The following is a 22057-nucleotide window of genomic DNA, read 5'->3' as shown; positions in this document are numbered from 1 at the left end:
ACATGACCATGAAGATCTTCATGACCGGCGCGACCGGCTATATCGGCGGCACCATCGCGCGCCGCCTGCTCGACGATGGCCACGAGATCCGCGGGCTTGTTCGCGACTCGGAGAAGGGCAGGAAACTCGCTGTCTTCGGTGTCGAGCCGATCATTGGCGGCCTCGACGATGCCGCGATCCTCGCGGCCGAGGCCGGGCGCGCGGATGCCGTGATCAACACCGCCAACAGCGATCATCGCGGTGCGATCGATGCGTTCCTGGAGACGCTTGCCGGATCGAACAAGCAGTTCCTGCATACCAGCGGCTCCAGCATCGTGGCCGACGATGCCCATGGCGATGTCGCCTCGGAGAAGATCTACGACGAGGAGACGCCGTTCGAGCCGGTGCCGGGCAAGCAGGCACGGGTCGACATCGACCGCGCCATCCGCGACGCGAGCCGCCGCGGCGTGCGCACCATCGTCGTTTGCCCGACGATGATCTATGGCAACGGCCTGGGCCTGGCGCGCGACAGCGCACAGATTCCCGGCCTCGCGAAGCGGGCAAAGGCGTCGGGCGTGGTGCGCCATGTCGGCCAGGGGCTGAACATCTGGTCGAACGTCCATGTCGAGGACGTGGCCGACCTCTATCGCCTGGCCCTCCTCAAGGCACCGCCGGGCGCCTTCTATTTCGCCGAGAACGGCGAGTCCTCCTATCGCGAGATCTGTGCTGCGATCGCGCGCCGCCTGAAGCTGGGCGAGCCGCAGGCCTGGCCGTTCGAAGAAGCGGCGAAGGAACTCGGAGAAAACAGCGCGGCCTACACGTTCGGATCCAACAGCCGCGTCCGCGCCCGGCGCGCCCGCAGCGAGCTGGGCTGGCAGCCCAAGCACGGCTCGGCGACGAAATGGATCGAAGCGGAGCTGCCGCTTTAGACGGCGATCTCGTCGATCATCTTCTTGCGCAGGGCCGCGTCGGGATAGACGCCGAAGCCCGCCTGCAGATTGTCCGCCATGTGCTCGGGCTTGCCGGTGCCGGGAATGACACAGGTAATGGCCGGATTAGCCAGCACGAACTTCAGCAGGAGCTGCGCCCAGCTCGTGGCGCCGATCTCGCCGGCCCAGTCGGGCAGCTTGCGGCTCAGGAGCTTGCGCAGGAGTCCCCCGCCGCCGAATGGCTGGTTCACGATCACCGCGATGCCGCGCTCCGCAGCGAGCGGCAGGAGCGTGCGTTCGACGGCGCGATCGTCCAGCGCGTAGTTGATCTGCACGAAATCCCACTTCTCCGCACGCATCACGCTTTCCAACTCGTCATGTGCGCTCTGCGTATAGTGGGTGATCCCAAGATAGCGGATGCGGCCTTCGGCTTTCCAGGCGCGCAAGGTCGGCAAGTGGGCGCGCCAGTCCACGAGATTGTGGATCTGCATCAGGTCGATGCGATCGGTCTTGAGAAGGCGCAGGGAGCTGCGCATCTGCGCGATCCCGTTGTCGCGGCCGGTGGTCCAGACCTTGGTGGCGATGAAAGCCCTGGCGCGCGCGTCGGCGGCGGTCAGCAGGTCGCCGACGACGGCCTCGGCCGACCCGTACATCGGCGAGGTGTCGATCACCGACCCGCCCGCGTCGAACAGCAGGCGCAGCACGTCTGCCAGCGGCGCACGGCCGGCCGGCTGGGCGCCGACATCGAAGGTGCGCCAGGTGCCGACGCCGACGACGGGCAGCATCTCGCCTGAGGAGGGGATCTTGCGCTGGTGCATGCGTGCTCCCGTCTGCGCGGCCGTCCGTCGTGCCGCGAGGACGCTGGCGCCGGCGAGGCCGAGCAGGGCTGAACGCGTCAGGGGCATGATACTCTCCGCGACCTCAATGTTTCCATGGGTCGATCAGGCTATCGGGATCTGAAAATTCTCGCCGGCGATGCGCGGATCGACACGGTGGCCATTGACCGTAACCTTGGGTTCACGGGCAAGCCCCGAAACCGTGATCGTCGCGGCCAGGCCCTCCTGACCGGTCTTGGGCGCGTGGTCGATCTCGATCTCGCGTGCCCAGGGCCGATATTCAAGGCGCATCAGGCCAATCTTGCCGTCGGCACGAAAGGCCGTGCCGTCGCGCGTCGCGAGAGCGAAGTCCTGCGGGTCGGGCAGCGGATTGTACGCCACCACCGCGCCGCTCGACGGATCGGCGATCAGGTAAGCCTTGCGCCCCTGCTCTGTCGTGAGCACCGCGCCGGCCTTTTCGAGCCGGCCGGTCGTGCCCTGCTGCGCCCAGAAACTGTCGCGATCGATTCCCTCCGGCAGGTAGGGCCAGCCGCCGTTCAGCCGGCGATAGGGGATCGCCTTCTGCTGGGCGCCGCCCTGGACCGGATAGTTGATCTCCGGAGGCTGTGCGAATTCCGTCGAGAAGCCCGCCTCCATCACGTCGCCGCCGCTGCGATAGGTGACATCCATGACTCGCCGGGACGCGTTCCAGTCCGCCTTCAGCTCGGCGGCGGCGATGTGGCGGCGGAAGGCATCGAAGCTGCCATGCTGGGCCTCGTCGCCCATCTCGAGCACGAAGCCGCCATAGGCGCGGGACAGGATGGCATTCAAGTCGAGCGAGGAGACCGGCACTGGCTGCGCACGGCGCAGATTGAAGAAGGAGATGGTGAGGGCGGGCCCCACCATGGCGTCGTTCGGCTCGGCTCTTGCCGTGATCCCTGGCGCGATCTCGATATCGGTGTCGCGGCCGAGATCGGTCGTGGGCAGAGGCAGGATCGCGAGATAGCTCACGCCGTCGCGAATGAAGACGCGCTGGCCGGCCGGGAGCTTCTGCGGAAACGAGCTGAGGCGGCGATCGCCCGCATGGATTTCCCAACCGGGTGACGCCGCGAAGTTCCAGAGCCCGATCACCGTCGCCAGTGAGGCGATCCTGCTGGTGGCGGCTTCGAGAAAGCGCTCCCGGTTGCAGTGCGGCGTCGCGAAGACGATGGCGCGGTTGCGGCTCTGGAAGGTGAGTAGCAGGCCGGCCTGCGGGATCAGCCCCTCCTGCGTGCTGGTGAGGTTCGGCGTGTTGGCCACGTAACGTGCCGTCAGCATGCCTCGCTCCGCTGGCGTCGTGGCGATCCGTGGTGCTCGGACCCACTGGCCGACGAGGTCGACCGTGCCGCCGCGCATGTCCTGGCTGGCAAGCCCGTGCCAGCGGCCGAGATAGGTCCGCTTCCAGAGCGCTGGCTTGTAGATGCCGCGCGTCGTCTCGGCGGAGGTTTCTTCGCAGGGCCGGGTGCGGTCGTCGATCGGGCCGGACACCCAGTCGGGTGCCCACGGGGCCTCCAGGCTCTGCATCGCCACGCGGCCCGGCGGGAAGTCGTACCCCCAGGCCGGCATGTCGTGGACCGTGCCCTCCGAATTCATGTCGAGGTGATTGACCACACCGGCCTTCGATACGGTGTGGAGCGTCCCGTAGATGCCGTCCTGTTCCGCGAGCACGCCCGAGAGGCGAACGCGGGTGCCGGAGCAGACGAAGCGCCGCAGCGCCGGATGATAGACGCTGATGAGCAGCTCCAGCGTGCGGTCGACCAGCACGCGACCCACCAGGCGGTCGAGCGGCGTCGGTCCATAGTCCCTGAACAGCTTGAGGGCGCTCAGGGTGATCGACAGGTAGTAGGGATCGAGCATCTCCTGCGTGCTGCCGTCGAGGAAACCCCAGAAGCGCAGCGGCAGATTCTCGAGACCGTGCCGCCCGTCGGCCATGGCATGAGAAGAGCCGATCATCGCGCCGCCGAGCAGGGCGCCCATGGCGGCGGTGTGATTGAAGTTCTGCGTGCTGACGGCGTAGTTGTAGCCATCGCGGAAGAACGACGCGCGACCGCGCCAGTCCTTGTTGCGGCGCCAGTAGTCGATCGCTTCGGCGCCTTGTGGCGACACGAACGCGCTGGTCGGCAGGTCGGGCTGCAGCCAGGCGGTCCAGTAGGCCTTCAGGTGGTCCTGCACCGGTTCCGGCAGCAGCTCGCGGAACAGGTGCCATATGAGCAGCAGGTCGGCGATCTCCCAGCCCATCCAGTAGCGCGGCGGCATGGCGAGCAGTTCCTTGAGCCGGCTTTCGTACGCGCTCCGCGCGTCGGACCCGCCGACCTCCGCCCACGGGCTGACATTGTCGCCACCGACACGTTGTAGTTCTCGGATGCGCGCGACCTGCCATTCGGGGCGTTGCTCCAGGCCGTGACTGGCGGCACGCGCTCGCTTGGCAATTTCCTCGATCGGCAGGAGACGAGCCGTCGGCTGGCTGCCATCGGCGGTACGGGGCAGGGCCCGCTCCGCATCGGGTGGCGATGTGATCGCGCCCCTGCTGTTGCCGGCGATCGGACGCATCGTGAGTTGCAGGCGGGCGGATTTGAATTTCAGCCCGTGTCCGCCGATCGGCATCGCCCATTCGTAGGCATTGCCGCGTTCGCGATAGCGCGTGTCGTAGGTCTCGAGCTTGCGCAGCAGGAAGCCGCAGCGCTCGGGCATCAGCAGCCGGTTCGAAGGATCGCGCGCAAGGATGTCCGTGGAAAAGAAGTGCGTGATGTCGAAGCGAGCCGCCTGCTGCTGCAGTGACAGCTCCTGCGGGGCGAGCAGGCCATCGAACCGGTCGCGCGTCGGATCGGTCGCGCCCCAGCGGGACCAGTAGCGCCTGCCGTTGATGCTCGCATTGAAGGTCGGCCCGATGGCGGCGTCGGCGACCCATGGTTGGCGCAGCGGCCACGCCACGATGTGCCAGGTCGGAGGATCGTCGGTCCAGAGCTTGCGGCCCAGCCCTTCGCGGCAGGTGTAGTCCTCCGGTACGATCTCGTATCCATCGTAGCCCAGCACCAGTTCGGCCTTTGCCAGCGCGCGGCCATGCAACAGGTGCAGCGCGATGGCATCGGCGGCCCCTGGAAAGCGCAGAAGGACGGAGCGATGCACGCCGTCGACCGTTTGGCCTCCCGGTATGGGCCTGTCCCAATCGCGACCATCGATCGTTGCAGTCTCGATGCCGCTGACAAGCACCTGTTCTTCGCGTCGCGCCTGCGCGCTCGCCGGACCGGCAGCGAGCATCGCGGCCGTGACACCGGCGCTGCGCAGGAAGCGGGAGCGTGTGAAGTCACGTGACATTTCGATGTCATTGTTCAGCATCGATGAGTGCAGCACCAGCAAGGAAAAAGCGCTGACGCCATATTGATGCCGTACGCGAAGCGTCTGCTTCAACTCCCCGATGTTTCGACACTCTTGGTCATTGTCTTCGCGCCATGCCGACACCATCTCACGACCGATCGCAGATGCTTCAGCCTGAAGGAGACCGCGCCATGCTCGAGCCCTTCGTCGTCGAAATCTGGGGGAAGCCCGCCGGCGTAGTCCTCAAGGAAGGCAATGCGTTTCGCTTCCATGCCTTCACGCGTCCCTTCTTCGAGTTGGAGGGCCACCAGTTCAATACACCGGGCCAGGCGCGCCTCGCCGCGGCCAAGCTCCAGCCGCCGCGCGAAAGCCTGCGCGCGGATTAGTGCCTTTCGCCTTGTCGGTCGCCTGAGGGGACGCTAGTCCACATCACGACCGACAAAGGAGGAAAGTGGTGATCAAGCGCAAGCAGCGTATTCCGATTCGTGACCTTTCGACCATGAAGGCGGAGGATCGCGAGGCGATCGAGAAGAACGCCCTGAACGGCCAGGTGTTCAACATCTTCAAGGTGATGGCCAATCACCCCGCGCTGACGAAGCGCTGGACGCCGTTCGCCGGCCACATCCTCTCCAAGCAGACCCTGCCGTTCCGCGATCGCGAGCTGCTGATCCTGCGCATCGGCTGGCTGAACCAGGCCGAATACGAATTCGCGCAGCACGAGTTGATCGCCAAGAGGGGCGGCGTCACCGACACAGACATCGCCAATCTCAAGGAAGGACCCAAGGCCAAGGGCTGGAACGAGCACGAGGCGGCGCTGATGCAGCTGGCCGACGATCTCTTCGAGAACTCGGTCGCCTCCGACGCGACCTGGGCCACTCTGTCGAAGACCTATTCGACCGAGCAGCTCATGGACGCCGTGTTCACGGTCGGCCAGTACAATCTCGTCTCCTGGGCGCTCAACAGTTTCGGCGTGCCGCTCGACGATTTTCTGCCGGGCGCCCAGAAGAAGTAGAACCCGACGCCTTCAGCGCTTCGCCATCTCGACGTTCCAGAAGACGGTTGTCGAGGGAGGGCGGATCCAGCCCTTCGTGCGGGCGCTGACGGCCGAGGCGCTGTACCATTCGCCGAGCGGGTAGTGCGTGCCGAGCTGCAGGGCGCGCTCCTGGATCTCATCGGCGATCGCCTTGCGCTTGGCCGCATCCGGCTCCAGCGCGAAAGCCTCGCGCATCGCCTCGATCCGCTCGTCGCACGACCAGCCGGCAGAGGCCTTGTCGCAGGCCGAGTTCAGGAACAGCGAGGTGATCGGGTTCGCAACGTCGATGACGCCGGTACTCGACAGCGTGATGTTCCAGCCGCGATCCTCAGGCGGCTCCTTGCGCATGACGCGCGCAAGGTGCGTCTGCCAGTCGGCGGGACGCATGTCGACCTTGAAGCCGACCCGTTCGAGCTGCGCCTTGGCCACGGGGCCGAGATTGGCCAGCGACGCCAAATCGGTCACCTGTAGCAGCACGATCGGCCGCCCGTCGTAGCCCGCCTCCTTCAGAAGCGCCTTGGCCTTCTCGACATTGCCCTCGAGCAGACCTGACGTGCCCTTGTCCGACGCCAGCGGCGTGCCGCAGCCGTAATACGTCTTGCAGGGACGCCAGTACTTCGGATCTCCGACGGCGGCGTCCAGGAAGCCCTTCTGGTCGATGGCGTAGCCGAGGGCGAGTCGCATCTTGGGATCGTTGAAGGGCGGATGGAGCCAGTTGGGGCGAAGCGCATACTGGCTGGCATAGGCGCCGCGCTGCACCTCGATGCCCTTGCGCTTCTCGACCAGCGGCAGCAGATCGTGCGCCACCGATTCGAGCGCATCGACCTCGCTGTTCTCCAGCGCATTCACCGCGGTCTGAGGATCGGCAATCGATACCCATTCGACGCGATCGACCTTGGCCACCTTGCCGCCGGCGTAGTTGGTCGGCGGCTCGGTGCGCGGCACGTAGTTGGGATTTTTCACATAGACGACGCGGTCGCCGGGCCGCCATTCGTCGGCCTTGAACATGAACGGGCCGGAGCCGGTCGGATCCTTGATCTGCTGGGTGGCCGGCGCTTCGGCCACACGCTTGGGCATCATGAAGGGCACGACCCCGGCCGGCTTGGCGAGCGAATCGATCACGAGGCCGTAAGGCCGGGCGAGTTCGAGGCGGATCGTCTTGGCGTCGGGCGCGCTGAGCTCCTTGACGTTGGCCATCAGCTTGAGGCCGACCGGATCGCGACTGCCCCAGCGCTTGAGCGAGGCGACGCAATCCTCGGCGGTGACGGGCGCCCCGTCGTGCCATTTCAATCCGTCGCGCAGGGTGAAGCTGTAGACCAGCCCTGCCGGATCGACGCTCCAGTTCCCCACCATCTGGGGCTGCGGCTTCAGATCGCCGTCGAGGCCGAACAGCGTGTCGTAGACGAGATAGCCGTGGGTTCGGCTGATCTGCGCCGACGCCCAGATCGGGTCGAGGATCTTGAGATCCGAATGCATGACGATCTTGAGTGTCGATTGCGCAGCGGCCGGCATCGCGAGCGCGAGCCCGGCGACGGCACCCAGCAGGGCCTTGAAGTTCATGCTTCCTCCTAGATTTGTTCGTTTGCGAGCCCGTTGATCGTCTGCAGGGCCTGGGCCCGGAACTGGCCGAGGATCATGCCCTTCCAGTCGTCTGCATCGACAAAGAAGGCGTCGCGCACCGCGCGCCTGATGTCCTTTACGAGAGGCGGCGGCGCATCTGGATGCCCCGCCAGCCAGGCCTCGCCACGCAGCGCGTGACGCACCACGGGGTTGGGCACCGTGCCGTATTCCAGCGTCGTCGGCGTAATCGCGACGCCGGGGCATTGCTCCGGCGCGCAGCCGGTGATGTGCCCGACCGTGCGCGGCGAGACCGACTCGGTCGCCGTGCTCACGATCAGGTCGCTGCCCCACCAGGCTTTTGCACGTCTCGTGGTTTCGTCGGAATGACGGCCGAAGATCTTCTCGCCATGACCATAAGGTCCGAGGCCGGTATGGACGTCGATCCAGGCGATGTGCCGCTTGTTCGTGCCATGAGCGCGCAGGATCGAGCGGATCGTGCCGTTGCTCCAGGCCGGCGCCGTGCCGCTGTAGAAGAGTCCGTCCGCATGCTTCGCCTGGCCGCTCGACACGCCGGGATCGCGTTGTCCAGCAAGGCGCGCCATCGCGGCGGTCAGGCGCTCCTCGTTGTCGGGGGAGGGCGGCCAGGTCGCCGGCACCAACAGGTCGTGGATCTGCTCGTACACCGGGTTGTCGGGATAGGGTTGGGAGAAGTCTCCGAAGTTCCGGTTGAGGTCGATATTGTCCTCGTTCGTCCGCTTCAGATGGGAGAAGCCGAACGGGTTCACCGCATGGATCAGAAGCAGCGCTACTCCGCGATCGCTCGCCCGCTTTGCCAGCTCGTCGTTCAGCAGCGCGAGCTGACAGGCCGAACCGGAGAATCCTTCCGGACCGTGCGTGCCCGAACTCACGACGAACAGTTTGCTTGCGTCGGTAGCCCCCAGCAGCGCCGTATCGGTAGCGATTTCCTCATCCGCTGCGCCCTTCAGCGGATGGATGTGATGCTGAACGCGGGCGCCGGCCTTGGTCGAGGCGTCGAGGAAGCGCTGGCGGGCTTCTTCGTAGTCGGCGGAAAAGAACGAGGCGCTCATCTGACCTTCTCGTCGATGTAATCCAGGGTGCGGAAGGCGCCGCCGATCACCGGCAGGAACCAGGGCTTGCCGGAATAGAGCGGAATGGACGGCAGTTCCGTCCCGGCGAAGGGCATCTTGCCATGCAGGCGCCCGGCGATCGATTGCCCCATCGCATTGCCGAGGAACGGCATCATCGACACGCCCGAGCCGTTGCAGCCCAGCACGAAGTGCAGCCCGTCGAGCTCGCCCGCATGCGGCAGCGCGTCGTAGGTGAAGGCGACGTTGCCCTGCCAGGTATGGGTGACCTTGGTGTCGGCAAGTTGCGGCAGTCGCTCGACGAGCGCCTGGTGCAGGAGCTGGGCGCGGAGTTCGGCGTCGATCTCGGTGAAGCGGGCCCGACCGCCGAAGATGACGCGCTTTCCGTCGGGCGAGATCCGGTAGTAGTGCAGCACGCGCCGCGTCTCGGAGAAGGTGCGCCCCTTGGGGCAGATTTCGCGAATCAGGTCCGCAGGCAGCTCTTCGGTCGCGATGATGTGGCTGGCGATGGGCACCAGCCGCTTCTGCAGCCGCGGCGTGACGCCCGACGTGTAGCCGTTGGTCGCGACGACGACGTGGCGCGCCCGGACCTCGCCCATGCTGGTGCTGACCCGCCAGCCCTCGCCGTCGCGGGCGAGCCCGGTGGCGCGGCAATGGCCCGCCAGGGTCACCGAGTTGCGCCGGCGCACCGCCGCCAGCAGGCCGCCATAGAACAGGGCCGGATGCAGCTTGCCCGCGCTCTCGAAGACCATGCCGCCATGATAGAAGTCGCTGCCAATCTCCTCGCGCTGCTCTTCGCGGGTGATCAGCCGGCAGTCGGTGGCGCCGCCGTCCCGCAGCTTGGCGAAGCGCGTGCGCAGCCCTTCATAATGCGAGGCGGCGCAGGCGCCGAGGAAACGACCGCGCTGTTCAAGGTGGCATTCGATTTTCTCCTGCTCGACCAGATCGATCAGGGCGCGATAGGCGTCGATCGCCCAGCCCACCACGTCGCGCACCAGACCGGGCGAATAGTCGAGCGTGCGGCCGGTGAAGCTCTTGCCGATCGACAGGCCGGCGCTCAGCGCGCCGCCACTGCGCGTCGAGGCGCCCGAGCCGAACTCGTCGGCTTCGAGCACGACGCTCTGCACGCCGCCATCGGCCAGCGCGCGCGCCGTGGCGAGGCCGGCATAGCCGCCGCCGACGACCACGACATCGGTTCGGCTGGGCAGCGAGGGCGTCGTGATGGCCTGCGGGCGGAAAGCCTCCCACCAGTAGGGCGCGTCCGTGAAGTCACTGGAGAAGATCGACTGATTAACCGCAGGCATGACAGGGCTCATACGCAAAAACGTTGACAGAATGGAGTTACGGCTTGAGGTGCGAGGGGGTCAAAGTCATTGTCCGACGTGGTTAAGTCCTCGAGGTTATGATGATCACGTCGCGCCAGCTCGAAGCCTTTCGCGCCATCATGGCGCATGGAACGGTGACCGCCGCCGCGGAGCGTCTGGGTGTCTCGCAGCCGGCGGTGAGCAAGATCCTGGCGGGGCTGGAGCACGAGATCGGCTATCCCCTCTTCACCCGCATCAAGCGACGCCTGGCGCCGACCAGCGAGGCCCGGCTTCTCGAACAGGAAGTGGCGCGGCTCTATCACAGCCTGGAGCGCGTGACCGACGTGGCGCGGGAAATCCGGGAGCGCCAGATCGGCGACCTGTTGATCTATTCGACACCGGCGCTCGGCCGCAGCGTCCTGCCGGACGTCATGGCCACCTTCATGAAACGCCACGCCAAGGCGCACATCGTGTTCCAGGTCCGCAGCTCGACCTACATCAACCAGAAGATGGTCGACCAGCAGATCGACCTCGGCTTCTCGATGATGCCGTTCGAGCATCCCGCGATGGTCACGGAGGAGCTGAGCCGCGCCGCCGCCGTCTGTGTGCTGCCGGGCAACCATCGGCTGGCGCGGCGCAAGGTGATCCGGCCCGCCGACCTGCGCGGCGAGCGCTTCCTGTCCTTCCCGCTCGACGGCCGCATGCGTCATCTGATCGATGCCGCCTTCGAGCAGGAGCGGATCGAGCGCCAACTGCAGATCGACGTCTACTCCTCCGCAGATGCCTGCGCGCTCGCTGCGCGCGGCCTGGGAGTCTCGATCGTCGATCCGTTCACCGCCCGCGACTATCTCGGCGCCGGCATCGCGGTCGTGCCGTTCGAACCGCGGATTCGCTACCTCTTCCGCGCGATGCGGCCGCGCCATCGCAAGCCCTCGCGCCTGGCCGACGCGTTCCTCGATGCCGTGAAGGTCCACATGAAGGCCAAGGGGTGGTAGGCCCGAGCGAAGCTCGGGCACCTGAGCGACAGGACATTGCCTGCAATGTCCGAGAGCGCCGATGGACGAACGATCGATCTGACCCCTCCGTCGGCGTAATACGCCGACACCTCCCCATCTGAATGGGGAGGCGGATGATTCTGTGCCGCGCCGAACACTAAGCCGGGTCATGCGCCACGAAGAATTCGAGGCCGATCAGCCGCTCCAGCAGCATGACCACCACCAGAGTCACCACGACGGTCGCGGTCGAGATCGCCGCCAGCACCGGGGAGGCGTTCTCCTGGATGAACGCATAGATCTGGACCGGCAGGGTCGTGACCTGCGGTCCGGTGAGGAACATCGTGATCGTCACCTCGTCGAACGAGATGATGAACGAGAAGAGCAGCGCGGTGACGAGGCCGGAGCGCGCGAGCGGAAGGGCGATGCCGAGCGCGATGCGTCGTTCGTCGGCGCCCAGCAGCGAGGCGGCCTCGACGATCTCGCCGTCGATGCGCTGCAGGGCGACGACGATCGGCCGCCAGGCGAAGGGCAGGGTGCAGACGATATGGGCGATGACGATGCCGGTGGCCGAGCCGAGATAGCCCGCCATCGCCAGCACGTTCACCAGCGCCACGCCCAGCGCGGCATGCGGAAAGAAGAGGGGCGACATGACCGCCAGCTCGAAGGCCGGCAGCCAGCGCGGCCGCAACCGGTGACAGGCATAGGCGCCGGCAAAGGCGATCGCGGTGACGAGCACGGATACCACCCCCGCGATCCCGAGACTGGTGACGAAGGCCTCGATCCAGCGCGGATCGGTGGCGGCCTCGGCATACCAGCGCAGGCTGAGTTCGCCCGGCGGGAACCGGAGATAACCGGCGGCGGCGAACGAGGTGGCGCCGATCACCAGGATCGGCAGGGGCAGGAACAGCAGCAGCGCGAACGATGCGGCGCGGCCCAGCTTCACGATCGGCGCGTTCATCGGTCGGCCTTCGGCACCAGGGCCGCCTCGACCATGCGCAGGAGGGCGAGACCCAGCCCGCTCAGCAGCAGCAGGCAGATCGCCCAAGCCGACGCCTTGCTCATGTTGAAGTTGTAGACGACCTCTTGATAAATCTGCGTGCCCGCCATCTTCTGGCGAATGCCGCCCAGCAGGATCGGTGTCACGATGGCGCCCATCGAGGTGAGGAAGGTGATGCCGAGTCCGGTGAAGACCCCGGGCAGCGAGAGCGGCAGCACGACGCGACGCCAGGTCTCGAAGCCGCCGGCGCCCAGCGATTCGCTCGCTTCCTCCAGCCGGTTGTCGATCTGCAGCAGCACCGAGAGCGTGGCGATGACGGAGAAGGGCATCAGCACATGGGTGAGGCCGATCACCACGCCGAGATCGTTGAAGATCAGCGGCAGCGGCGACTGGATGACGCCCGCCCACTTGAGCGTCTCGTTGAGGAAGCCCTTGGGGCCGAGGATCACCAGCCAGCCATAGGTGCGCACCACGAGGCTGACGAGCCACGGCACCAGCACGATGACCAGCAGCAGGTTGCGCCAGCGTGGCAGGCGCCATAGCAGCCACGCGATAGGATAGGCCAGCACGGCCGCGGCGACCGCCACGATGGCGGCGATCGACACGGTGCGCAGGAAGACGTCGTGATAGTCGGCGCGCTCGAGGATCTGCCGGAAATAGACCAGCGAGAAGCCGTCCTTGCCCCAGAAGGCATGGAAGAGGAGCAGCGCCACCGAGCCCAGGAACAGGGCGAGCACCAGCAGCGCCGGCAGCAGCAGCCAGCCCAGGCCTCGCGGAGCGGAGGTGGCGCCGCTCATCTCAGGCGCCGGCTGCGAAGCCCGGCGGAAACGCCGCCGAGGCGCCGGTCTCGGCATCGAACGTCTCGGCGAGCTTGATGAGATGAGCCTCGCCATACCACGGCGCCACGAACTGGATGCCGATGGGCAGGCCCGCCTTCGAATGGCCGAAGGGGATCGAGATCGCCGGATGGCCCGTCATGTTGAAGGGGATCGTGTAGGTGTACCAGGCGGATCGCAGGTCGCCGAGCGGCTTGCCGTCGACCACCAACGGCTCGAACTGGTTCTGGCTGGCAAGCGGCGCCGGCGTCGCGACGGTCGGCGTGAGCAGCAGGTCGCAATCGGCGAACAGGCGCTGCACCGACTTGAAGGCGGTGGTGCGGTCGACCAGTGCGCGGCGCAGTGCCACCACGTCGACGGCATTGCCTTCGTCCAATGTCTTGGCGAAGGACGGATCGAGGTCGCCGCGGCGATTCTTCAGGATGTCGGCGAAGCGTTCGATCTGGTTGGCGCGCAGGATGATGCGCGCCACGTCGAGCTTCCAGTCGATCTCGCGCCCGTCCATTTCCTTGATGTGGGCGCCCTGCCGTTCGAGGAAGGCGATGGCCGCGTCGAGACGGGCTTCGGTCTCGGGATCGAGATAGCCGCCGGTCATGCGGCGGATGACGGTGATGCGCCGGCCGCCGATCGGATGTTCGCCGGATTCGTCGGGCCAGGCGAAGGGCTCGCGGCCGATGGCGAGCGTCCAGGGATCGTCGCGATGGCCGCGCGACATCGAGGCGAGGCCGGCGCCGAGATCGCCCGGATGGCGCGCCATGACGCCGAGATAGGTGAGCTGGCCGAACTGGTCGGGCGGCACTTCGTGCGGCACGCGGCCCAGGGTGGCCTTCAGCCCGTAGACGCCGCAGCAGGCGGCGGGAATGCGGCCCGAACCCGCCCCGTCCGTCGACATGGCGATCGGACCGAGGCCCAGCGCCACCGAGACGGCCGCGCCGCCGCTCGAACCGCCGCTCGTATGCTCGCGGTTCCAGGGGTTGCGCGTGATGCCGTGCAGCGGGCTGTCGGTCAGAACCTTGTGGCCGAACTCCGGCGTCGTGGTCTTGGCGAACAGGACGGCATCGGCGCCGCGCCACTGGGCGATGGCCTCGGCGTCGATCGACGGGACGTTGTCCTTCATGGTGACCGAGGCGAAGGCGGTGCGCAGGCCCTTGGTCAGGATCAGGTCCTTGGCGGAGACCGGCACGGCGGCCAGGGCGCCAAACGACCCGCCCTTCTTGCGCCGCGCGTCGAGGGCGTCGGCGGCGGCGCGGGCGCCGTCCGTATCGAGCGTGGCGATCGGGTTGAAGGGCTCGGCCTTCTTCGTGCGCTCCAGCAGCCCCTCGACGATGTCGCGTGCGGCAACCTTGCCGGAGGTGAAGGCTTCTACGTGGTCTGCGACGGTGCGGCCGGCGAAATCCTGAGCGGGCATGATCGTTCTTTCAGGTTGAGGCGAAGAGCGTGAATGTGTCCGACGGAACCGAGAGGTGCGCCGTCTTTCCTTCGATGAGTTCCGCCATGTGCGGCGTGTCGGCCAAGGTCAGCGCCGTGAGCGGCCCCAGCGGCGTGTCGAGCACGGCCTTCACGGTGGGGCCGAGACGATGCAATGCCGAAACGCGGGCCTCGAGCGACAGCGCGCCCGCCTGTGTTCCGCCCAGCCGCACCGACTCGGGTCGGCAGGCGAGCTGGCAGGCACGACCCACCGATGCGGTGCCGACGACGGACGAGCGGGGAACGGAGATCGTTCTGCCGGCGATGGAGACCGCGACCGACATGGCATCGACCGCCTCGATGCGGCCATCCATCATGTTGATGTCGCCGACGAAGCGCGCGACGAAGGGGGAGGCCGGGCGGCGATAGATCTCGCCGGGCGTGCCGACCTGCTGCACGTGTCCGCCGTTCATCACGACGATCGTGTCGGAGAGCATCGTCGCCTCTTCCTGGTCGTGCGTGACGAACACGAAGGTCGTGGCGAGCTGGCGCTGGATCGACTTGAGTTCGACCTGCAGCTGGCGGCGAAGCTGCAGATCGAGCGCGCTCAGCGGCTCGTCGAGCAGCAGGATCGCGGGTTCGAGCGCCAGCGAGCGCGCCAGCGCCACGCGCTGCTTCTGCCCGCCGGAGAGTTGTCCGATGCGCCGCCGCTCGAAGCCGGCCAGGCCGACGAGACCCAGGAAGCGTGAGACGCGGCTTGCGATCTCGGACGCAGCCGTGCCGCGGATCCGCATGCCGTAGGCCACGTTCTCGAAAACGTCGAGATGCGGGAACAGCGCCAGGTTCTGGAACACCATGCCGAGCGGGCGCCGCCGCGGCGGTACGCCCTGCATGGACGCGCCGTCGATGGCGATGGTGCCGCGGCTGGGTTCGAGGAAACCCGCGATCAGGCGCAGCAGGGTGGTCTTGCCGCAGCCCGAGGGGCCAAGCAGGGTGACGAAGCTGCCGCCCTCGATCGAGAGATCCACCGCATGCAGCACCGTCGCGGTGCCGAACTCCTTGCCGACACCCGTGATCGAGATCGTTCCGCGGCTCACTGCCTGACGCCGGACATGAGCTTCTCGGCGCGATCGACCCGCGCCTCGTTGTGCTCCACGACGATGCGCCAGTCGGGCGAGTAGAGCGACTTCACGATCTGCTCGTAAGGCTGGCCCAGCGTCTTCTGGAGGTCCTCAGGCAGCTTGACCTTGGAGTTCATCGGAAGCCACCCGTCGAGCAGCGCGGCGCGCAGCTGCGGCTCGGCGCCGGCAATGTAGTTCATCCAGATCAGCGACTTGTCCTGGTTCTTGGCCCCCTTCGGGATCACCACGACATAGGGCAGCATCAGCGCACCCTCCTTGGGAATCGCGATGCCCACGTTGGACGCGCCCTGGCGGCGCAGGGCCCAGATGCGCGAGGCATAGAAGGGCACGGCCGCCACCTCGCCGCGCGTCAGCAGCGTGTTCATGTGGGCGAGCGACGTGTAGGTCGCCAGTACGTTCGGCACGATCTTCTCGAGCAGCTTGAAGCCCGGAGCGATGTCCTTCTCGCTGCCGCCCATCGCCTTGGCCATGATCACCGCGTCGTAGGGGGCGAGATAGACCGGCCGGGTCAGCGACAGCTTGCCCTTCCACTTCGGGTCGGCCAGCCCCTGCCAGGAGGCGAAGTCCTCGGCCTTGGCGAGGTCGGTGTTGTAGGCGATCCCGTAGTAGGTGAAGTAGGCCGGCAGGCCGACATGGCGGCCGGCTTTGTCCTTGGTCAGGAACTTCGGATCGACATCGGCGATTCCCGGGAGCTGCTTGTCGTCGAAGCTTTCGATGAGGCCCGCATTGGAGAGCGCGATCGCCTCGAAATAGGTGACCAGCGCCAGATTGTACTGGCCGGCCGCGGCGGGAGAACGCAGCGCCCCCGCCGGGTTCGGCACCTCGACCATCTTGATGGTGGAGCCGTTGCCCGGGTTGAATTGCTTGATGAAGGCTTCGCGCCAGGTGTTGGCGCCGCCGCCGCCCCACACCGCCATGGTGAGTTCCTGGGCCACCGCACCACCCGCGCCGGCGACCACGCCTGTGCAGGCGAGGATCGCGCCGCACGCCAATGCCTTCAATCGGTTCATCATCGCTGGCCCCCGCCGTTGTCCCGTTTTGACAACGTTAGGCGCATCCTGCAGCGCGCGAGAAATTCATTCGTCCCCGCTGTTCATTCCCGGAGGTTATGGTGTTGGTTGTTGCTCCGTGCAGATACCGCTCGTACAGTCGCGTGGGGATTTCGGAGGGGACACGCCATGGATATGAAGCGCCTGCATCGCCGCCACGCTCTCTCGCTGCTGGGAGGCGCCGCCGCGGTCGGCGCCGCCGGGCCTGCCTTCGCGCAGGCAGAGCCGGCCAAGCCCGCCCAGCTCGTCGTCAATCATTCCGGCGGGTCGATGGGCTCGGCCATGCGCAAGGCCTTCTTCAACGGCTTCGAAAAGAAGTACGGAATCAAGGTCGTCGAGACGAGTCCGGTCGATTTCGGCAAGCTCCGCGCTATGGTCGATTCCGGCAACGTCGAATGGGACCTCACTGAGATCGGCGGCCAGGATGCGATCCGGGCCAGCAAGGCCAACCTGCTGGACAAGATCGACCCGAAGGTCGTCGACCGCTCCAAGTATCCGCCCTCGGCGCAGAACCCCTACGTGTTCGCCTCGTCGGTCTATACGACCATCATCGGGTTCCGGAACGACGTGTTCAAGAACGGCAGCCAGCCCAAGAGCTGGGCCGACTGGTGGGACGTGAAGAAGTTCCCGGGCGCGCGCTCGATGCGCAACCATCCGACCGACAATCTCGAATTCGCGCTGATCGCCGACGGCGTGCCGAAGGACAAGATCTATCCGATCGACTTCGACCGGGCGTTCAAGAAGCTCGACCAGATCAAGCCGCACATCACCGTCTGGTGGTCGACCGGCCAGCAGCCCGCCCAGCTCCTGCTCGACAAGGAAGTGGTGCTGGCGACCGGCTGGAACGGCCGCTTCTACGACATCATCAAGAAGGGTGCGCCGGTCGGCATCGAATGGAACGAGGGCGCGCTGAAGCAGGGCAGCTTCGCCATTCCGCGCGGCGCCAAGAGCCCCTACTGGGCCAACAAGATGCTGGCCGAACTCGCGGTGCCGCAGCAGCAGGCGGTCTATGCCTCCGAGCTCGGCTATCCCGGTCTCAACCTCGAATCGCTGAACTTCGTCGATCCGAAGGTGAAGCCGTTCCTGCCGACGGCCTATCTCGACCAGCAGTTCTGGGTCAGCGACGAATGGTATGCCGAGAACGGCACCAAGGCGGCCGAACTGTGGAACGCCTGGATGCTGAAGAAGGGCTGACCTCCGTTGAGTAAAAGCGGGGGATCGGCCGACCTTCTCATCGAGGGCGTGGCCAGGCGTTTCGGAGAGGTGGTCGCCCTCGATCACGTCTCCCTGCAGGTGGCCCAGGGGGAGCTGCTGACCATCCTCGGGCCGAGCGGCTCAGGGAAAACGACCTTGCTCAAGGTCGTGGCGGGCTTCGAAACACCCGACGCCGGCCGCGTGACGGTGGGCGGCGCCGACATCACCTCGCTGCCGCCGGCCCGGCGGGACATCGGCATGGTGTTCCAGAACTATGCGCTGTTTCCGCATCTCAGCGTCGCGGCCAACGTCGCCTTCCCGCTTGAGATGCGCAACGTCGCCAAGCCGGAGATCGAGCGTCGCGTCGCCGAGGCGTTGGCGATGGTCGAACTCAAGGGCTACGAGGCGCGGCTGCCGCGGCAGCTGTCCGGCGGCCAGCAGCAGAGGGTGGCGCTGGCGCGCGCCATCGTCTTCAACCCGCGGCTTCTGCTGCTGGACGAGCCGTTCGGGGCGCTCGACCGCAAGCTGCGCGAGACCATGCAGCTCGAAGTGCGCCGCCTGCAGCGCCGTCTCGGCCTCACCACCATCTTCATCACCCACGACCAGGAGGAGGCGCTGGTCCTCTCCGACCGCATCGCGGTGATGAACAAGGGCACGATCCAGCAGATCGCCACGACGACGGAGATCTACGAGCGGCCGGCCAACGATTTCGTCGCCGACTTCGTGGGCGAGAGCAACATCTTCCACGGCACGATGAGCGGACCGGGCACGGTCACGCTCGACGGCGGGCGTACGCTGCAGGTGCGCGGCGACAAACCTGCCGGAAGCAAGGTCGGCGTGCTGATGCGCCCCGAACGCTTCGCGCCGACGGGCACCAACGCCTTCACCGGCGAGGTGATCGAATCGGTCTATCTCGGCACGTCGTTCAAGCTGCGGCTCGCCTGCGAAGGCGGCCTCGAGCTGCTGGTGCGCCAGCCCGCGCGCGGCACGCTGCCCGCCGCCGGCACGCGCGTGACCGTCGGCATCGAGCCCGAGTCGATCCATGTGTTCTGAACCCCAGCCTCATCCTGAGGAGCATCGCGAAGCGATGCGTCTCGAAGGATGGGCCACGGACGTGGTGCTCGTTCCCATCCTTCGAGACGGCGCTGCGCGCCTCCTCAGGATGAGGGCTATGTCGTGACCAGCCGCGGCTTCCTCCCGGCGCTGCCGGCGCTGATCCTGCTCTTCATCTTCTTCCTGTTCCCGGTCGTGCGCATGCTGGGCTTCAGCCTCGAAGGCGGGACGCTCGACTGGTACGCCAAGGCGCTGGGCGAACAGCTCTATCTGCGCGTCTTCTGGAACACCTTCGAGATCGCGCTGCTGGTCACCTTCTTCTGCCTCCTGCTGGGCTATCCGCTGGGCTTCCTGATGGCCACGACTACGCCCTTCTGGGCGACAGCGGGCTTCATCTTCGTCCTGCTGCCCCTGTGGACCTCGGTGCTGGTGCGCACCTATGCCTGGATGGTGCTGCTGGGCCGCAACGGCGTCTTCAACCGCACCTTGATGGAAGCGGGCATCATCAGCGATCCGATCCCGCTGCTGCACAATTTCACCGGCGTACTGATCGGCATGGTGCATGTGCTGCTGCCCTACATGGTGCTGCCGATCTACGGCGCCGTCCGCAAGGTCGATCCCGCCATCCCGGCGGCGGCTGCGGGCCTCGGCGCGTCGAGCTTCGCGATCTTCCGGCGCATCTACCTGCCGCTCACCCTGAACGGCATATTCGCGGGCTCGGTGCTGGTGTTCGTGCTGTCGCTGGGCTTCTTCATCACCCCGGCGCTGCTGGGCGGTGGCCGGGTCATGATGATCGCCGTGTTGATCGAGCAGCAGGTGCGCGAGGCGCTGAACTGGCCGTTTGCCGCCGCCCTTTCGGCGGTGCTGCTGGTCTTCACCTTCGCCGTCTATGCGCTGGCCCAGCGCTTCACGCGGACGGAGGCGGCGCGATGACCCGAACGCCCGGCCGCCGTCTCCTCGTCGTGTCCTGCGGCCTCATCTACTTCTTCCTGATGCTGCCGCTGCTGGTCGTCTTCCCGATCTCGCTGTCGTCGGCGCCCTACATGCAGTTCCCGCCACCCGGTCTCTCGTGGCAGTGGTACGAGCGCTATCTCGACGATCCGCAATGGATCGATGCGACCTGGCGCTCACTCTACATCGGCAGCGCGACGGCGGTCTTCGCCCTGCTGCTGGGCGTGCCGCTCGCCTTCGCCCTGGTGCGCGGAAAATTCTTCGGCCGCATCCTGATCGACCGGCTGGCGCTCGCGCCGGTGATCGTGCCGACCATCATCCTCTCGGTGGCGGTCTATGGCCTGTTCGCCAAGCTGAAGCTGATCGGCAGCTGGTACGGGCTGGTGATCGCCCACACGGTGCTGGCGCTGCCCTTCGTGGTGCTGGTGATCGGCGCCGGCCTGCGCGACTTCGACCGCTCGCTGGAACAGGCCGCCGAGGGGCTGGGCGCCAGCCGCTGGCGCACGCTGGCGCGAATCACCCTGCCGCTGCTGCGCCCCAGCCTCGTCTCGGCCGGGCTGCTGGCGTTCATCTCCTCGTTCGACGAGGTCGTGGTGGCGCTGTTCCTGGCCGGCGCCAACATGACCCTGCCCAAGAAGATGTTCGACAACATCATGATGGAGATCGACCCGACCATCGCCGCCGTGTCGGTGATGCAGATCCTGCTGGTGTCGGTCGTGCTGGTGCTGATCGGCCGCTTCGGCCGGGGCCTCAAGGATAGTGCGAGATGACGATGTTGCCGACCCTTCGAGACGGCCGCGGTGCGGCCTCCTCAGGGTGAGGTGGGAGTGTAGTGAAACCCTCATCCTGAGGAGCGGTCCGAAGGACCGCGTCTCGAAGGATGGGCCAAGGAGCAGGTGATGGCCGACAGCGTCTTCCACAAGGATTTCAAGGCCACGCCCTGGTGGTGGGAATGGTGGCATCCCTCCAACGAGCTGAGCCAGGATCCGCCGCTCAAGACCGACGTGCTGGTGATCGGCGCCGGCTATGGCGGCCTGTCGACCGGGCTCGAGCTGGCGCGCTCGGGCGTCGACGTCACGGTGCTGGAGCGCGGCGATTTCGGCGTCGGCGCCTCGACCCGCAACGGCGGTGGCGTCAGCGGCGGCACGACCATGGGCAAGGGCTTCTCCGGCAAGGGCGTCGGCGGCGATCCGGAGGCCTGGAAGAAGGTGATGGCGCGCATGCTGAGCGACGCCGCCGATTCATTGAGCCAGGTCGAGACGGTGATCCAGCGCGAAGGCATCGAGTGCTTCTGGCGCATGAATGGCCGCTTCAGCGGTGCCTACACGCCGCGCCACTTCGCCGAACAGCAGGCCAAGGTCGCGACCTACAACGAGCAGGCGGCGCTGGGCACCTACATGATCCCGCGCGAGCGTCAGCGCGAGGAGATCGCCTCGGATTACTACTATGGCGGCATGGTCGTGGAACGCACCGGCCAGCTCCATCCCGCACTCTATTACGGCGGCCTGCTGAAGGCCGCGCACCGTGCCGGCGCAACGCTCTGCGCCAACTGCGATGCCGAGAAGATCGAGCGCAAGCCGGGCGGGTTCAGGGTTCTCACCAGCAAGGGGCCGATCGAGGCGCGCGAGGTGGTGATCGCGACCAACGGCTATACGACCGAACTCACCCCCACCCTGCGGCGCAAGCTGGTGCCGGTCGCCAGCCACATCATCGCGACCGAGGAGCTGCCCGAGGATCTGGTGCAGAGCCTGATCCCGAAGAACCGCGTCGTCTCCGATACCAAGCGGGTGCTCTGCTACTATCGCCAGTCGCCCGACAACAAGCGCGTGATCTTCGGCGGCCGCGCCCGCTTCACCCAAGTGACGCCGGAGGTCAGCGCACCGGTGCTGCACGGCTACATGCTGGAGCGCTGGCCGCAGCTCAAGGGCGTGAAGGTGACCCATGCCTGGACCGGCAATGTTGCCTTCGCCTTCGACTTCCTGCCGCACATGGGCATGGAGCAGGGCATGCACTATCTGATGGCGTGTAACGGTTCGGGCGTCGCGATGATGTCCTATCTCGGCTACCAGACGGCGCGGAAGATTGCCGGCGGCTCGAACGCCCCGGTCAATGCCTTTGACGGCCAGGATTTCCCGACCGTGCCCTTCTACAGCGGCAACCCCGAATGGGTGCTGCCCTTCGTCGGTGCCTGGTACCGCACCCGCGACTGGTGGGACCGGGTGCGGGCTTAAAGCAGTTCAAACAATAAGACCTCGCCCTGAGGGGCACCGCGTAGCGGTGCGTCTCGAAGGGTGGACACGAGCACCACGTCTGTTGCCCATCCTTCGAGACGGTCGCTCCGCGACCTCCTCAG

Annotated in this window: 19 protein-coding genes; 9 read left to right on the top strand and 10 right to left on the bottom strand. The window is 66.6% G+C overall.

What is annotated here, in order from left to right; all coding sequences use genetic code 11:
• Positions 1–8 precede the first annotated feature (8 nt).
• On the top strand, positions 9–908 hold the full coding sequence (locus ACQY78_RS15160; RefSeq protein WP_428676386.1) for an NAD-dependent epimerase/dehydratase family protein: 900 nt from the start codon (positions 9–11) through the stop codon (positions 906–908).
• On the opposite strand, the gene ACQY78_RS15155 is transcribed toward ACQY78_RS15160, so the two are convergent.
• Complete coding sequence (locus ACQY78_RS15155) at positions 905–1813, bottom strand: aldo/keto reductase (protein WP_428676384.1); 909 nt, start codon at positions 1811–1813, stop codon at positions 905–907. The genes ACQY78_RS15160 and ACQY78_RS15155 overlap by 4 nt on opposite strands.
• 36 nt (positions 1814–1849) lie before the next feature.
• A complete protein-coding gene (locus tag ACQY78_RS15150; RefSeq protein WP_428676383.1) occupies positions 1850–5077 on the bottom strand; it encodes a hypothetical protein in 3228 nt (1075 codons plus the stop codon).
• Between the two features lie 191 nt (positions 5078–5268).
• Between ACQY78_RS15150 and ACQY78_RS15145 the strand changes: the two genes are divergently transcribed.
• Together ACQY78_RS15145 and ACQY78_RS15140 are read left to right on the top strand one after the other, a co-directional pair.
• Positions 5269–5463 (top strand): hypothetical protein, encoded by a 195-nt coding sequence (locus ACQY78_RS15145; protein WP_428676381.1) that lies wholly within the window; start codon positions 5269–5271, stop codon positions 5461–5463.
• A gap of 68 nt (positions 5464–5531) precedes the next feature.
• Positions 5532–6089 (top strand): carboxymuconolactone decarboxylase family protein, encoded by a 558-nt coding sequence (locus tag ACQY78_RS15140; RefSeq protein ID WP_425068525.1) that lies wholly within the window; start codon positions 5532–5534, stop codon positions 6087–6089.
• Between the two features lie 12 nt (positions 6090–6101).
• Here ACQY78_RS15140 and ACQY78_RS15135 read toward each other — a convergent pair whose 3' ends face one another.
• Genes ACQY78_RS15135 through ACQY78_RS15125 form a run of 3 tightly spaced genes read right to left on the bottom strand, consistent with a single transcriptional unit; the run spans position 6102 to position 10080 of the window.
• The gene (locus ACQY78_RS15135; protein WP_428676380.1) at positions 6102–7670 is read right to left on the bottom strand and encodes an ABC transporter substrate-binding protein; all 1569 of its coding nucleotides are present in this window, start codon (positions 7668–7670) and stop codon (positions 6102–6104) included.
• A gap of 8 nt (positions 7671–7678) precedes the next feature.
• Complete coding sequence (locus ACQY78_RS15130; protein WP_428676378.1) at positions 7679–8758, bottom strand: M14 family metallopeptidase; 1080 nt, start codon at positions 8756–8758, stop codon at positions 7679–7681.
• Entirely contained in the window at positions 8755–10080 is a 1326-nt protein-coding gene (locus tag ACQY78_RS15125) for an NAD(P)/FAD-dependent oxidoreductase (protein ID WP_428676376.1), read from the bottom strand. The genes ACQY78_RS15130 and ACQY78_RS15125 overlap by 4 nt, the downstream gene beginning before the upstream one ends.
• Positions 10081–10181: 101 nt before the next feature.
• Between ACQY78_RS15125 and ACQY78_RS15120 the strand changes: the two genes are divergently transcribed.
• Complete coding sequence (locus ACQY78_RS15120) at positions 10182–11075, top strand: LysR substrate-binding domain-containing protein (RefSeq protein WP_428676375.1); 894 nt, start codon at positions 10182–10184, stop codon at positions 11073–11075.
• A 157-nt stretch (positions 11076–11232) separates the two neighbouring features.
• On the opposite strand, the gene ACQY78_RS15115 is transcribed toward ACQY78_RS15120, so the two are convergent.
• The 5 genes from ACQY78_RS15115 to ACQY78_RS15095 are packed head-to-tail and all read right to left on the bottom strand — an operon-like array spanning position 11233 to position 16470.
• The gene (locus ACQY78_RS15115) at positions 11233–12033 is read right to left on the bottom strand and encodes an ABC transporter permease (protein ID WP_428676373.1); all 801 of its coding nucleotides are present in this window, start codon (positions 12031–12033) and stop codon (positions 11233–11235) included.
• The gene (locus tag ACQY78_RS15110; protein WP_428676371.1) at positions 12030–12869 is read right to left on the bottom strand and encodes an ABC transporter permease; all 840 of its coding nucleotides are present in this window, start codon (positions 12867–12869) and stop codon (positions 12030–12032) included. Before ACQY78_RS15110 ends, ACQY78_RS15115 begins: the two co-directional genes overlap by 4 nt.
• Before the next feature lies 1 nt (position 12870).
• Positions 12871–14316, bottom strand: coding sequence for an amidase (locus tag ACQY78_RS15105; protein ID WP_428676369.1), 1446 nt, complete (start codon positions 14314–14316; stop codon positions 12871–12873).
• Positions 14317–14326: 10 nt separating this feature from the next.
• A complete protein-coding gene (locus ACQY78_RS15100; protein ID WP_428676367.1) occupies positions 14327–15412 on the bottom strand; it encodes an ABC transporter ATP-binding protein in 1086 nt (361 codons plus the stop codon).
• Positions 15409–16470 (bottom strand): extracellular solute-binding protein, encoded by a 1062-nt coding sequence (locus ACQY78_RS15095; protein WP_428676365.1) that lies wholly within the window; start codon positions 16468–16470, stop codon positions 15409–15411. The genes ACQY78_RS15100 and ACQY78_RS15095 overlap by 4 nt, the downstream gene beginning before the upstream one ends.
• A gap of 165 nt (positions 16471–16635) precedes the next feature.
• On the opposite strand from ACQY78_RS15095, the gene ACQY78_RS15090 reads away from it, so the two are divergent.
• The 5 genes from ACQY78_RS15090 (at position 16636) to ACQY78_RS15070 (ending at position 21935) form a co-directional block, all read left to right on the top strand.
• Complete coding sequence (locus tag ACQY78_RS15090; protein WP_428676364.1) at positions 16636–17700, top strand: ABC transporter substrate-binding protein; 1065 nt, start codon at positions 16636–16638, stop codon at positions 17698–17700.
• A gap of 6 nt (positions 17701–17706) precedes the next feature.
• Positions 17707–18753, top strand: a complete 1047-nt coding sequence (locus tag ACQY78_RS15085; RefSeq protein ID WP_428676362.1) for an ABC transporter ATP-binding protein — start codon at positions 17707–17709, stop codon at positions 18751–18753.
• Positions 18754–18876: 123 nt separating this feature from the next.
• Positions 18877–19686, top strand: a complete 810-nt coding sequence (locus ACQY78_RS15080; RefSeq protein WP_428676360.1) for an ABC transporter permease — start codon at positions 18877–18879, stop codon at positions 19684–19686.
• Positions 19683–20474 (top strand): ABC transporter permease, encoded by a 792-nt coding sequence (locus ACQY78_RS15075; protein WP_428676358.1) that lies wholly within the window; start codon positions 19683–19685, stop codon positions 20472–20474. Before ACQY78_RS15080 ends, ACQY78_RS15075 begins: the two co-directional genes overlap by 4 nt.
• Positions 20475–20603: 129 nt before the next feature.
• The gene (locus ACQY78_RS15070) at positions 20604–21935 is read left to right on the top strand and encodes an NAD(P)/FAD-dependent oxidoreductase (RefSeq protein ID WP_428676356.1); all 1332 of its coding nucleotides are present in this window, start codon (positions 20604–20606) and stop codon (positions 21933–21935) included.
• The last annotated feature ends 122 nt before the right edge of the window (positions 21936–22057 follow it).

This window comes from Reyranella sp. (assembly GCF_965279625.1).
Lineage (GTDB): Bacteria > Pseudomonadota > Alphaproteobacteria > Reyranellales > Reyranellaceae > Reyranella.
Note: the sequence above shows the minus strand (reverse complement) of the source record. Positions and strands in the feature narration are given on the sequence as shown.

Excerpts from the sequence above, each read along its gene's own strand:
- ACQY78_RS15160 (WP_428676386.1), top strand. The coding sequence starts at position 9 with ATGAAGATCTTCATGACCGGCGCGACCGGCTATATCGGCGGCACCATC.
- ACQY78_RS15155 (WP_428676384.1), bottom strand. The coding sequence starts at position 1,813 with ATGCCCCTGACGCGTTCAGCCCTGCTCGGCCTCGCCGGCGCCAGCGTC.
- ACQY78_RS15150 (WP_428676383.1), bottom strand. The coding sequence starts at position 5,077 with ATGTCACGTGACTTCACACGCTCCCGCTTCCTGCGCAGCGCCGGTGTC.
- ACQY78_RS15145 (WP_428676381.1), top strand. The coding sequence starts at position 5,269 with ATGCTCGAGCCCTTCGTCGTCGAAATCTGGGGGAAGCCCGCCGGCGTA.
- ACQY78_RS15135 (WP_428676380.1), bottom strand. The coding sequence starts at position 7,670 with ATGAACTTCAAGGCCCTGCTGGGTGCCGTCGCCGGGCTCGCGCTCGCG.
- ACQY78_RS15130 (WP_428676378.1), bottom strand. The coding sequence starts at position 8,758 with ATGAGCGCCTCGTTCTTTTCCGCCGACTACGAAGAAGCCCGCCAGCGC.
- ACQY78_RS15125 (WP_428676376.1), bottom strand. The coding sequence starts at position 10,080 with ATGCCTGCGGTTAATCAGTCGATCTTCTCCAGTGACTTCACGGACGCG.
- ACQY78_RS15120 (WP_428676375.1), top strand. The coding sequence starts at position 10,182 with ATGATCACGTCGCGCCAGCTCGAAGCCTTTCGCGCCATCATGGCGCAT.
- ACQY78_RS15115 (WP_428676373.1), bottom strand. The coding sequence starts at position 12,033 with ATGAACGCGCCGATCGTGAAGCTGGGCCGCGCCGCATCGTTCGCGCTG.
- ACQY78_RS15110 (WP_428676371.1), bottom strand. The coding sequence starts at position 12,869 with ATGAGCGGCGCCACCTCCGCTCCGCGAGGCCTGGGCTGGCTGCTGCTG.
- ACQY78_RS15105 (WP_428676369.1), bottom strand. The coding sequence starts at position 14,316 with ATGCCCGCTCAGGATTTCGCCGGCCGCACCGTCGCAGACCACGTAGAA.
- ACQY78_RS15095 (WP_428676365.1), bottom strand. The coding sequence starts at position 16,470 with ATGATGAACCGATTGAAGGCATTGGCGTGCGGCGCGATCCTCGCCTGC.
- ACQY78_RS15090 (WP_428676364.1), top strand. The coding sequence starts at position 16,636 with ATGGATATGAAGCGCCTGCATCGCCGCCACGCTCTCTCGCTGCTGGGA.
- ACQY78_RS15075 (WP_428676358.1), top strand. The coding sequence starts at position 19,683 with ATGACCCGAACGCCCGGCCGCCGTCTCCTCGTCGTGTCCTGCGGCCTC.
- ACQY78_RS15070 (WP_428676356.1), top strand. The coding sequence starts at position 20,604 with ATGGCCGACAGCGTCTTCCACAAGGATTTCAAGGCCACGCCCTGGTGG.